The sequence below is a fragment of the Enterococcus ureilyticus genome (genome assembly GCF_001730315.1).
GTDB classification, from domain to species: domain Bacteria; phylum Bacillota; class Bacilli; order Lactobacillales; family Enterococcaceae; genus Enterococcus_L; species Enterococcus_L ureilyticus.
This window is the reverse complement of the sequence record NZ_MIKC01000023.1, coordinates 66634-78753: the sequence shown is the minus strand read 5'-3', so window position 1 is coordinate 78753 and position 12120 is coordinate 66634. Positions and strand designations below refer to the sequence as shown.

The window sequence follows — 12120 nt, the reverse complement described above, 5'->3', positions numbered from 1 at the left end:
AACAACAGAGTATCAATCTATGGTATTATTTTCTACGATAGAATGATTTTATAAGATTCATCATGAAAGGAGGAGAATAGATGACAATTACTGTTAAAGATGTTGCTAAAAAAGCTGGTGTGGCTACTTCCACTGTTTCCAGAGTGATCAACGACCACTCAAGTATTTCAGATGCGACGAAGAAAAAAGTCTATAAGGTAATGGAAGAAATGGGTTATGTGCCCAACATTGCTGCGAGAAATCTCGGGAAACGCTCATCAGGTGCAGTTGGGGTGATTTTACCACCTTTAGATTCTCGTGAACGTATGGGAAATCCTTTTTACTTGGAAATCATTGAGTCGATCAATGCTGAAGCGCGCAAACACAGTATGACAACAGCGATTGCTACGGCGCAATCTTTTGAGACGTTGTTAGAGAATGTTCAACTGATGCATCGTCAAAAGCAAGTCGATGGATTCATCTTACTATACTCAGATAAAGATGATCCAGTCATCGATTATCTATTCGAAAATCAAGTTCCCTTCTCATTGATCGGTCAGCCGTATACAAATGAAGATAAGGTCATTTATGTGGATAATGATAATCAATTACTCGGAAAACATGCGACAGATTACTTAATTGAAAATGGGCATAAGGATATTTTGTTTATTACGAATACGACCCATGAAAATGTTTATTATGAGCGTTATTTTGGCTACCAAAAGGCGATGATGTTAGCAAATTTGACGGTATTTCCTTCAGTAGATATGGAAAAACCGGAAGATTATGTAGCGTTTGAACAGCTTTTAAAAGAAACAAAAGCAACAGCGGCTGTCGTGATCGACGATATTTTTGCGATGCGAATGATTCAATTAGCGCAAATGTATGGCTATCGCGTGCCAGATGATTTTTCGGTGATCAGTTTCAATAATTCGATTTATGCAACACTCGTTCATCCTTATTTGACCAGTATCGATATCGATATTGCAGAACTTGGCAAAATGGGGATGCAAAAGTTGATCGAATCATTACAGGAAAAAGCGGCGACAGGCGTTCGGATGGTGATTCCTCATAAACTCATCAAAAGAGAGACAGTCCTTTCTTTGAAAGCGATAGAATGATTTTACTAGCTAATTTTAATGATGAAATAAGGAAGGATAGGACAAAAAAATTGCTTTTGTTCTTACCGTTAAATCGGATTCCTTGAGACTGAGATATGACTCGTAGAGTCACATCTCAGTCTTTTTTACTATTTGGAAATTAAATGATAATAGAAAATAATGGATTATTTGGTTGACAAATGGACTATTCTGCCTTAATATAAAGAAGAAATGATTCGACTACAAATATAGTCATTGTGATTTTGATTATAAAAATGAAGTAAGTAAGGGAGCTGGGAAAATGGAAGCAAAAACATTCGATATAGAAGGGATGACGTGTGCCTCATGTGCACAAACAGTCGAAAAAGAAACAGCCAAACTAACGGGTGTGTCAAAGGCAACGGTCAACTTAGCGACAGAAAAGCTAAATGTTGAATATGATGAAAGCCAACTTTCAGAAACTGACATTCAAAAAGCAGTAGCCGATGCAGGGTATGAAGCATTGAGCAATCTCCAACAACGAACATTTGATATAGAAGGAATGACGTGTGCTTCATGTGCGCAAACGATTGAAAAAACAACAGGAAAATTGAACGGCGTTACAAAAGCATCTGTCAATTTAGCCACAGAAAAAATGGTCGTCGATTATGACCCATCAATTTTAAATGTCTCAGATATAACAAAAGCCGTAGCCGATGCAGGGTACGGTGCAGTCGAACAAATAGATTCGGTTGATACGGTAGACAAAGACCGCGAGAAAAAACAAAAACACATCAAAGATATGTGGCAACGTTTTTGGCTGTCAGCAGTGTTCACGGTACCTTTATTGTATGTTGCAATGGGACATATGGTTGGATTACCATTGCCAGCTTTCATTGATCCAATGATGCATCCTGAAACGTTTGCTCTGGTCCAGTTGATTTTAACGATGCCTGTTTTATATTTGGGCAGAAGCTTCTTTATTGTCGGTTTCAAGGCGCTATTCAAAGGACATCCGAATATGGATTCTTTGGTCGCTCTAGGAACCAGCGCTGCTGTAGCCTATAGTTTGTATGGTACGGTGATGATTTTTGCCGGAGATCCGCAATTTACGATGGCCTTATACTATGAATCAGCAGGTGTTATTTTAACGTTGATCACATTGGGAAAATATTTTGAAGCTGTTTCAAAAGGAAAAACTTCTGAAGCCATCAAAAAATTAATGGGCTTAGCACCGAAAAATGCTCGTGTTTTCCGTAATGGTCAAGAAATGGAAATCCCAGTCGACAGCGTTCAATTAGAAGATATTATTGTCGTCCGTCCAGGTGAAAAAATCCCAGTGGATGGTGTTGTGATCGAAGGCTCATCTGCCATCGATGAATCCATGCTGACAGGTGAAAGTATGCCTGTTGAGAAAAAAGTTGGCGACAATGTTATTGGCGCAAGCATCAATAAGAATGGTAGTTTCCGTTTTAAAGCAACTAAAGTGGGTAAAGATACTGCTTTGTCTCAAATTATCAAGTTGGTAGAAGATGCCCAAGGCTCGAAAGCACCAATCGCTAAAATGGCGGATAAAATTTCTGGTGTCTTTGTACCGATCGTGATGGTGCTAGCTGTTTTAGCTGGTTTAGCATGGTATTTCTTAGGACAAGAATCTTGGGTTTTCGCCCTAACAATTACGATTTCCGTTTTAGTTATCGCCTGTCCTTGTGCTTTAGGATTAGCCACACCAACTGCAATCATGGTAGGAACAGGAAAAGGTGCTGAAAATGGCGTATTGATCAAAAGTGGGGATGCACTTGAAACGACGCACAAAATCCAAACGATCGTTTTCGATAAAACAGGAACAATCACAGAAGGGAAACCCAAAGTAACGGATATTTTAACCGTAAACGGCTTGGAACAAGATGAGCTACTACGTTTAGCGGCATCTGCTGAAAAGGGCTCAGAACATCCATTAGGTGAAGCAATTGTTAATGGAGCTGAGGAAAAAAACTTAGCTTTTGCTGCAACTGAAGGATTTAATGCCATTCCAGGGCATGGAATCGAAGTAACGATCGAAGGCAGCCATTTATTATTAGGAAACAAAAAATTGATGGATGATCGTGCTATTTCTTTAGGTGATTTAGGAACGACTTCAGATCAATTAGCGGAACAAGGAAAAACACCGATGTATATTGCAAAAGACGGTATGATCGCAGGTATTATCGCTGTTGCAGATACGATCAAACCAAACAGCATTCCCGCAATCAAAAAACTACATCAAATGGGCATCGAAGTTGCGATGATCACAGGAGACAACAAACGGACAGCCCAAGCGATTGCGAAACAAGTTGGAATCGACCGTGTCTTAAGTGAAGTCTTACCAGAAGATAAAGCCAATGAAGTAATGAAACTTCAAAATGAAGGAAAAAAAGTTGCCATGGTTGGTGATGGCATCAATGATGCCCCTGCGTTGGCACAAGCAGATATCGGGATTGCGATTGGTTCTGGGACCGATGTTGCGATGGAATCAGCAGATATCGTCTTGATGCGCAGTGATTTGATGGATGTACCGACAGCAGTAGAGTTGAGTAAAGCGACGATCAAGAATATCAAAGAAAACTTATTCTGGGCATTTGCTTATAACACGCTAGGTATTCCAGTTGCGATGGGCGTGCTTTACTTATTCGGCGGTCCATTGTTAAACCCAATGATTGCAGGAGCTGCCATGAGTTTTAGTTCAGTGTCTGTATTGTTGAATGCATTGAGATTGAAAGGCTTTAAGCCTTCAGCGTTGAAGAAATAAGAGCTACTACTATCTATTTAAGTGAAAAGAAACGAAAAACCGACTATTTTCTTAGCAAACAGTAAAAAGATTACTGATTCTAAGATAATTAGTCGATTTTTTTTTATAGAAGTGTAAAAGCGAAAATAAGGAATTTTATACGACGATCGTCAAAATTTCATCTTTTGTTTGGCGTTTTTTCTGGTGTATTTATAGTCAAGTTGATTTCCTCCATTTATTTAAAAGTTTATCGCGTTAAGCAATAAGTGACTTTAGTGTAATGGAAGTAAGGATCATTGTAAATCGGGGAATTTTTTTATACCAACTGGAGCCAACGTTCGCCCATACTCTGTTACGGAATAACTCACAACTATGGGCTTTTCCTGTATGACGGTTCGTTGAATGAGCTTATCTGCTTCTAAGTCTTTTAATTGTAAGCTCAACATCCGTTTAGTGATACAAGGGAGAAAGCGGTGCAATTCACTGTAACGATAAGCAACTTCAAAAATTAAATGGTACAGTAGCACGCATTTCCATTTACCTGAAATTAGTTGTAAGGTTGATTCTACAGAACAACCATCTAAACAATTATGGATTTTTCTTTTTTTCATTTTCTCATGTCCTTCTATTCATTTTCTTCCACTGACTGGAACAGGAACTGCGTTGCTTAATTGCCTCAGTTTAGCATTGACTGACTTTCAAGATGTGATCGGCACAGCTGGTGCGCTCTTTAGTCTGGGTTATTAAGCTTGTTCACCTTTGGAATGAGTCTACTTGATAAGGGAACCTTATACATGATACCAGTGTATTTTTTGGTGATTGGAAGTGTGATGCTGCTTTTAATGCGAGCATTTCTTTTTTCAAAGGATATACAAGCGTCCTAAAGAACATTTACTATAATGAATCAACAATGCATCTGCGTAAAATGCTGTGCAGATGTTTTTTTACATAGAGCGTTTCTTTTTTTGTTATAATTGGAGATAGGAATAAACAAGTGAGGGGCGAGTTGGTTGAAAGAAATTTTACTACAAGCGATAGGTTTTTGTTTTATGATATTTTTAGGCTATTTAATGAAGCGGATCGGACTGTTGAATAAAGCAGACGGGAGCATGTTGTCTGTGATCATTGTAAATATCACGTTACCTGCCACAGTGATCGTGAGTTTAGCGAATGTAGTCGTTTCAGAAACACTATTTTTCTTGCTGATTATGGGGATCATATTGAATGTTCTCGTGATTTTGATTGGCAGTCAAGTCAGTAAAAAGCGTTCTGTTTTAGAACAGAAATTTCAAATGTATACCATGTCTGGCTATAATATCGGTAATTTTAGTTTGCCATTTATTCAAGGTTTTTATCCTTTGGCAGTACCTTTTCTGTTGATGTTTGATATCGGAAATAGTGTGATGCTGACGGGTGGGAGTACGCTACTAATCGATAAAATGGTTGGCTCTAAAGAGGAAACTACGTTGAAAAAAATTAGTTTATCGTTGCTTAAATCTGCTCCTTTTACAGCCTATCTGATCATGTTATTGCTTAGGATCGGCCAAGTTAGATTACCTGTGGAGCTATTAGGGATATTGGATATGATGGCAAAAGCCAATGGTTTTTTATCAATGTTTATGATCGGGTTGTATTTTGAATTAAGACTGCCTAAAAAAGCGCTTCACTTAGTTAAGGAAGTTTTGTTTTGGCGGTATCTATGTGGCGCAGTATTAGCGTTGTTGTTTGCGTTTGTTGTACCATTGTCGCCATTATTACGAATTGTTCTAGTTGTCTTGTGCTTAGCGCCAATGCCGACATTTTCGGTGATCAATAGTGTTAAGGCAGGCATGCCTGAGGAAACGGTTGGCTTTACTTCTTCTGCGAGTATTTTGATTAGTTTGGTTTTGATGACGATTGTGATGATGTTGATGGGATGATACAAGTAAAAAAGAGAGCAAGAAAAACACACAAAGGTATTCGTCTTGCTCTCTTTAACTGTTTATCGGTTTGACGTCTGTATCTTACTTAGTGATCAAGCGTTCCGCAATTTGGAAATCACCTTCATAAGGCATATCTTTCCCATGGACCTTTTGGTACAAGTCTGCCCCTTTACCAGCTAAAATGACAGCATCTTCCGCTAGGCTGATTGCCAGAGCTTCTTTGATTGCTTCACTGCGGTCCGCAATTATTTTGGTCGGGATGTCTGTTGTGATGTGGGCTTTGATTTCTTTACAAATAGTGACTGGATCTTCATCGGCTGGATCATCGGTGGTTAAAATCGCAATATCCGCTAATTCAGATAAAACAGCCCCAAAATCTTTGCGTCTTGAAATCGCTTTGTTTCCTGTGCTACCGATCACAACAAGTAAACGACCAGTTGGATGTTCTTCTTTGACAAACGTTAAAAGATTCTTTAGACTGTCATAATTATGCGCATAATCGACATAAACTTTCGCACCATTTGTATTCGTCAATAACTCCATTCGTCCAGGGACGGTCGTTTCTTTGACTCCTTGCTGACAGTCATTTCGATCTGCGCCTACTAAGGCACTCGCAAGAATAGCGCTCAAGGCATTTCCTTTATTGAAATCGCCACCCAAACGAAGTTGGTAGTCACCGGTGACCATTAGTTGATCCTCTTTTGCTTCAATAGAAAAAGCTAGGGAATCTACTGGATCTGTTTGGTAGCAATAGTCGGTATCCAATGCTGCTTGATTGCCATAAACAAGATAAGGAATACTGTAAAGCTGCGCAGTTTCTTTCAACAAGTGAAAATGATCCGATTCATGGTTCAAAATCATCGTTTTCGACTGTTTGATTAGTTGCCGTTTGCAATAAAAGTAATCATCATATGTTGGATGTTCGATCGGGCTGATGTGATCAGGTGTAATATTTAAGAAAATACCCACATCAAAAAATAAACCATAGACGCGATTGGTCTTGTAGGCTTGTGATGAGACCTCCATAATGAAGTGACTCATGCCGTGGCTCACTGCTTCATTCATCATTTTATAAAGATCAAGGGATTCTGGTGTTGTTAAATGGGATTTAAAAAATGTTTGACCATCTAAAGTTGAATTCATAGTAGACAACATCGCTGTTTTTTTGTTTGTTGTCTGATCTAAAATGAATTTAGTGAAGTAAGCAGCTGTTGTTTTTCCTTTGGTCCCTGTAAAGCCGATCAGTTTCAATTTATGTTGTGGATAATCATAGAAAGTCATACTCAAAACAGCCATTGCTTTTTTGATATCTGTGACAATGATTCCCAATGCTGCGGGCACGTCATAAGGTTGTTCTGCTACATAACTATCAAGACCAGCTGCGACTGCATTTTCTAAGTATTCAGGTTTGAAATTGAGTCCTTTACAAAAGAAAAGTGTCTTAGAACTTACAGTCCGGGAATCATAAGAAAGAGCATCAAATGTTTTGTCAGCCAACGAGTTAGGCAGAGTCAAAGACCAAGTTTGCGTAGAAACAAATTCTTTTAAGAGATGTTCTTTAAGTAAACATTCGCGGATTTTTTCTAAAGAAATAGTCATCATTACGCCTCCAAGCGGTTTTTAAAATCTGAATGTAAGGTTTTTGGAATAAAAATCTGTTAGAAATTCATCATACAATTTAAATGTTAAAACTTCAAGATGCTTGCTGGAAGAGGACGAAAAAAACACGGAGGAGTTCATCGCCTAAAGTGAAGAATTTCCAATATAATTTTTCTATTAAAATAACAAATACATATTAGACATATTTATGTGAAATATAAAGAAAATTATGAATTAAAAGCGATATCTAGTACTTTTATCTTTGAATATAAACAAAAAAAGAAATAGTTATAAATGAAGTGTTTATTTGGTTTTTAGATATTTCAAAAATGAAAACGACTGTTTTTTTACAAAATCTGTGAGGAAACGATAAATAAGTTAATTTATTCAAGAAAGTCGTTGCATATACTTGATTTAACAATTAAAATAAAGAAAGCATGTTCAAAGAAAGTTGGAGGAGTTAAATGATAAATCAACCAAATCCTGCTGATCAACCGATCTTGACTAACCAAGAAAAAATGGTTAAAGGATCGGCTTGGATGACAGCTAGTAATATAATTTCTCGTTTGTTGGGTGCGGTATATATTATCCCATGGTATGCATGGATGGGAAGTCACGCTAATGAAGCAAATAGTTTATCTTCAATGGGGTATACCGTATACGCTCTCTTTTTATTAATATCTACAGCAGGAATACCTGCAGCAATCGCCAAACAAACCTCTTATTATAATTCGTTGAATGAATATAAGATCAGCCGACAGCTTTTTTACAAAGCGCTTCAATTAATGGCTATTTTAGGAGGTATTTTTGCCATCGTCATGTATTTAGCTTCTCCTTTGTTAGCGAAATGGTCTGGTGGGGGAGAAGAATTGATTCCGACGATGCGTTCGCTCAGTTTAGCTGTTTTGATTTTTCCATGTATGAGTGTTGTTCGCGGTTATTTCCAAGGAAACCAAGATATGATGCCCTATGCTTTGTCTCAAATCGTTGAGCAGATTGCTCGTGTCTTTTATATGTTATTGACAGCATTTATCATCATGAGAGTTTTTGAAGGGAATTATGTTGATGCTGTGACCCAATCAACACTGGCAGCATTTATCGGGATGTTAGCAAGTCTCATTGTTCTAATCTACTATTTTCACAAACAAAAACCGATGTTTGACTATTTGGCAGCACATAGTGCCAATGAACACAAAGCTTCAACTCGTGATTTATTGACGGAAACACTAAAAGAAGCATTGCCATTCATCATTGTAGGTTCAGGTGTAACAGTCTTTAAATTAGTCGATCAATTTACTTTTTCTAATTTTATGAATACATTTACGACTTATTCAGGAAGCCAGTTAAGAACGCTGTTTGCGATTTTTAATGCAAATCCGGACAAATTAACGATGGTCGTGATTGCTTTAGCAACCTCGATTTCAGCGACAGGATTGCCCTTGATTACTGAAGCGATTACGTTGAAAAAATATCGAGACTTATCAAAGTTGATCAGTAATAACTTACAGTTATTCATGTTTGTTATGCTGCCAGCAACCTTTGGTATGATCGTTTTAGCTAAACCTCTTTATACGATGTTTTATGCGCCAGATGCGCTAGGCGTTTCCGTATTGATCCAAGCTTGTTTTGCAGGACTATTTATGGGTCTTTATATGTTATCATCGACGATGTTGATGGGGATGTACGAAAATGAGGCAGCGATTAAATATTTTGCTTTAGGCTTAGTGTTGAAATTGATCGTACAATACCCAAGTATTCGTTTGTTTGAAGTGTACGGTCCTTTGATTGCGACAATGATCGGTTTTTCCTTGTCTTGTTTCTTGATCATGAGAAAAATCAAGAAAGTCAGTCACTTTAATTTTGGCTTGACATTGCGACGTGGATTATTGATTTTCTTGATCACATTAGTAATGATGATTGCCGCAATTGTGATGCGCCAATTCTTGTATTTATTCTTAGATCCGTCACGTAAATTCCAGTCTTTCTTGATCATTATGATCGTTGCCGCATTTGGTGGTGCGGTATATGGCTATATCACGTTAAAATTACGTTTAGCAGATAAGTTGCTGGGAGCGGGCGTAGGTAAAATTCGTCGTAAGCTAAAAATAAAATAGAACAATAAGAGGTTGGGATGTGACTCATGGAGTTATGTTCCATCCTCTTTATTAGAAAAAATAAGTTCTGATAGTAAGGGGAAACATATGCGTTTAGATAAATTTCTTGCAGAAACAGGTGTTGGCAGCCGTAAAGAAGCCAAGCAGTTGCTGAAAAAAAGTATGGTTACTGTAAACGACCAAGTAATCAAAGAGGGTAAAACACAAATTGATGAAAAACAAGATGTTGTTAAATTTGCTGGGGAAAAATTGACTTATCAAAAGTATTACTACTATATGCTGCATAAACCTCAAGAGGTGATCTCAGCGACAGAAGATAAATGGGATCAAACCGTGATCGATTTATTGCACGATGAAGATTTCCGAGAAGATTTATTCCCTGTTGGACGTTTGGATAAAGACACAGAGGGGTTGTTGCTACTGACAAACGATGGTCAGCTGGCTCATCAATTATTGTCACCTAAAAAACATGTAGATAAAGAATATTTTGCAGAAGTTGCAGGAATTGTGACAGAAGAAGACATTGATCTATTTGCTGCAGGATTCGCTTTAACGAATAAAGAGCTGGTAAAACCAAGCCACCTAACGATCGAAGCTGTAGATGAACAAAATCAGCTGTCAAAGATTCGCTTGATTATCCAAGAAGGCAAGTTTCATCAAGTAAAACGAATGTTTGAAGCAGTTGATAAAAAAGTCGTTTACTTAAAACGTCTGCGGATGGGCAGTTTGTGGTTGGATGAAAATCTAGCATTAGGTGAGTATAGAGAACTAACTGCAGCAGAGCTTGAAGGATTAAAAGGAAAAGTATAGTCTGATCGAAAGAATGTTGCAGATTCAAACATTCCATTCAATCAGATTTTTTTGACTAATAAGTTAACCTAGATATATACTGCAATTGACTAAGAGGTCAATGAGGAGGAATCGTAAAATGAAGGCCATTGAACTTATAGGCTTGACTAAAGTGTATAAAAAACAAGCAGCGATCGATCAAGTGAATCTTTCTGTAGAAAACGGTGAAATCTATGGTTTTATCGGCCCAAATGGTGCAGGAAAATCAACAACAATCAAAGCGATGTTGAATTTTATTTATCCAGATCAAGGAACTGCGACTTTACTTGGGTTGGATAGTATCAAAGATGCCAAAGAGATTCGTAAACGCACAGGATATGTTTCGAGTGATGTACGATTTTATCCCCATATGACCACAGGTGAAATACTGCAGTATGTAGCTGATTTTCATCAAATAAAAAATAGCAAGCAACAAATCGATTACTTTATCGAGCTGTTCGATATTGATAGACAAAAAAAGATGTCCGAACTATCTTTAGGAAATAAAAAGAAAGTCGCTATCACGGCTGGTATTTTACCAAATCCAGAATTATTGATTTTAGATGAGCCGACCAATGGGTTAGATCCACTGATGCAGCATCGACTATTTGAAGAGCTGGAAAAATATAACCAAAAAGGCATGACGATTTTCTTATCCAGTCATGATTTAAATGAAGTGCAACAGCATGCACACCGGGCAGCATTCATTCGTCAGGGGAAAATCATCACCGTTCAAGATATTACAAAAGAAAAATCACTTGGAAAAGTTATTACATTGATCGGTGATCATATTCCGTTATCGCTTTTCGAAAAGATGGGGGCAGCAATTTTAAAACATCAAGGAAACGAAACACGATTATTTTACGAAGGCGATCTTCATAAGGTTTTACCATTGTTAGGAGATGAGTCGATTGAAGACTTTACAGTCACCAATCCAGAACTAGAGGATCAGTTTATGGCATTGTATGAAGGAGGAGCTGCAAAATGATCACAGCCAAAATCGAAAGTAAGTCATTAGTCAAAGGATTGATTATTTGGACGATTCTATTTGCAGTGATTATAGTTGGATTTAGTGCCGTGTACCCACAAATGCACAGCTCAGAAATGAAAGAGTTGTTGGATGCAAAGTTAAATGGGTTGTCTCCTTCACTATTGAAAACCTTCAATATCAGCGTGAGTGGACAAGCAAGTTTTTTAGTAGCAACAGGTTTTTTTGCGTACTATTTTCAGTATATGTTCTTAGCAGCTTCTGTTTATGCAATGATGTTGGGAAGTCAGTCATTGATCAAAGAAGAAACGGACGGAACGATTAAATTTTTATATGCACAACCAGTAACGCGTAGCGGCATTGTTACAAGTAAGATAGCAGGAAACGTCTTTATCTTAGCAATTTTTTGGCTAGTATCATTTGCCGTTTCCTTAGGAGCAACGTTAACATATCGGCAATCAACAGATTCAGTAACGACGATCATCCGAGAAATTGGGAAGATTTTTACGCAGGAAAGTTTGATTTTATTGTTTTTCTTGTCTTTAGGTTTCTTCCTTTCAACACTTTTAAAATCAAGTAAACAAAGTACGAGTATTTCTTTAGGGATCGTATTTGGCTTTTATTTGATCGGGATTTTTTCCGATTTGAAAGAATCATTTAATTGGGCCAAAAACATTTCTCCGACCCATCTAGGAATTCCAAGTAATTTGCTGGATAAAGGATTGTCGGTAGTAAGTGTTGGTGTCTTAAGTGTTTTGATTGTGTTATTTTTTGGTGGAACATATTTGGTTTATCAACGGAAAGATTTGAAAATCTAAGGTAATTTTATTAGACACCTTTCTGA

General features: G+C 37.6%; 9 protein-coding genes. 7 read left to right on the top strand and 2 right to left on the bottom strand.

Annotated features, from left to right (window positions below; all coding sequences use genetic code 11):
* Nucleotides 1–80 precede the first annotated feature (80 nt).
* A complete protein-coding gene (locus tag BCR24_RS09450; protein ID WP_069640303.1) occupies nt 81–1100 on the top strand; it encodes a LacI family DNA-binding transcriptional regulator in 1020 nt (339 codons plus the stop codon).
* A gap of 280 nt (nt 1101–1380) precedes the next feature.
* The gene (locus BCR24_RS09445) at nt 1381–3846 is read left to right on the top strand and encodes a heavy metal translocating P-type ATPase (protein ID WP_069640302.1); all 2466 of its coding nucleotides are present in this window, start codon (nt 1381–1383) and stop codon (nt 3844–3846) included.
* Nucleotides 3847–4118: 272 nt separating this feature from the next.
* On the opposite strand, the gene BCR24_RS09440 is transcribed toward BCR24_RS09445, so the two are convergent.
* Nucleotides 4119–4436, bottom strand: a complete 318-nt coding sequence (locus tag BCR24_RS09440; RefSeq protein WP_069640301.1) for a winged helix-turn-helix transcriptional regulator — start codon at nt 4434–4436, stop codon at nt 4119–4121.
* 399 nt (nt 4437–4835) lie between these two features.
* Here BCR24_RS09440 and BCR24_RS09435 point away from each other — a divergent pair, with 399 nt between their 5' ends.
* Complete coding sequence (locus BCR24_RS09435; protein WP_083244373.1) at nt 4836–5744, top strand: AEC family transporter; 909 nt, start codon at nt 4836–4838, stop codon at nt 5742–5744.
* A gap of 84 nt (nt 5745–5828) precedes the next feature.
* On the opposite strand, the gene BCR24_RS09430 is transcribed toward BCR24_RS09435, so the two are convergent.
* Complete coding sequence (locus tag BCR24_RS09430; protein ID WP_069640300.1) at nt 5829–7346, bottom strand: UDP-N-acetylmuramoyl-L-alanyl-D-glutamate--L-lysine ligase; 1518 nt, start codon at nt 7344–7346, stop codon at nt 5829–5831.
* 464 nt (nt 7347–7810) lie between these two features.
* Between BCR24_RS09430 and BCR24_RS09425 the strand changes: the two genes are divergently transcribed.
* From BCR24_RS09425 to BCR24_RS09410, 4 genes are all read left to right on the top strand, one after another.
* On the top strand, nt 7811–9460 hold the full coding sequence (locus BCR24_RS09425; protein WP_069640299.1) for a putative polysaccharide biosynthesis protein: 1650 nt from the start codon (nt 7811–7813) through the stop codon (nt 9458–9460).
* A gap of 87 nt (nt 9461–9547) precedes the next feature.
* Nucleotides 9548–10270, top strand: a complete 723-nt coding sequence (locus BCR24_RS09420) for a pseudouridine synthase (RefSeq protein ID WP_069640298.1) — start codon at nt 9548–9550, stop codon at nt 10268–10270.
* Between the two features lie 118 nt (nt 10271–10388).
* Nucleotides 10389–11276, top strand: coding sequence for an ABC transporter ATP-binding protein (locus tag BCR24_RS09415; protein WP_069640297.1), 888 nt, complete (start codon nt 10389–10391; stop codon nt 11274–11276).
* Nucleotides 11273–12094 (top strand): ABC transporter permease subunit, encoded by an 822-nt coding sequence (locus tag BCR24_RS09410; RefSeq protein ID WP_069640296.1) that lies wholly within the window; start codon nt 11273–11275, stop codon nt 12092–12094. The genes BCR24_RS09415 and BCR24_RS09410 overlap by 4 nt, the downstream gene beginning before the upstream one ends.
* The last annotated feature ends 26 nt before the right edge of the window (nt 12095–12120 follow it).

Excerpts from the sequence above, each read along its gene's own strand:
- BCR24_RS09450 (WP_069640303.1), top strand. The coding sequence starts at position 81 with ATGACAATTACTGTTAAAGATGTTGCTAAAAAAGCTGGTGTGGCTACT.
- BCR24_RS09445 (WP_069640302.1), top strand. The coding sequence starts at position 1,381 with ATGGAAGCAAAAACATTCGATATAGAAGGGATGACGTGTGCCTCATGT.
- BCR24_RS09440 (WP_069640301.1), bottom strand. The coding sequence starts at position 4,436 with ATGAAAAAAAGAAAAATCCATAATTGTTTAGATGGTTGTTCTGTAGAA.
- BCR24_RS09430 (WP_069640300.1), bottom strand. The coding sequence starts at position 7,346 with ATGACTATTTCTTTAGAAAAAATCCGCGAATGTTTACTTAAAGAACAT.
- BCR24_RS09425 (WP_069640299.1), top strand. The coding sequence starts at position 7,811 with ATGATAAATCAACCAAATCCTGCTGATCAACCGATCTTGACTAACCAA.
- BCR24_RS09420 (WP_069640298.1), top strand. The coding sequence starts at position 9,548 with ATGCGTTTAGATAAATTTCTTGCAGAAACAGGTGTTGGCAGCCGTAAA.
- BCR24_RS09415 (WP_069640297.1), top strand. The coding sequence starts at position 10,389 with ATGAAGGCCATTGAACTTATAGGCTTGACTAAAGTGTATAAAAAACAA.
- BCR24_RS09410 (WP_069640296.1), top strand. The coding sequence starts at position 11,273 with ATGATCACAGCCAAAATCGAAAGTAAGTCATTAGTCAAAGGATTGATT.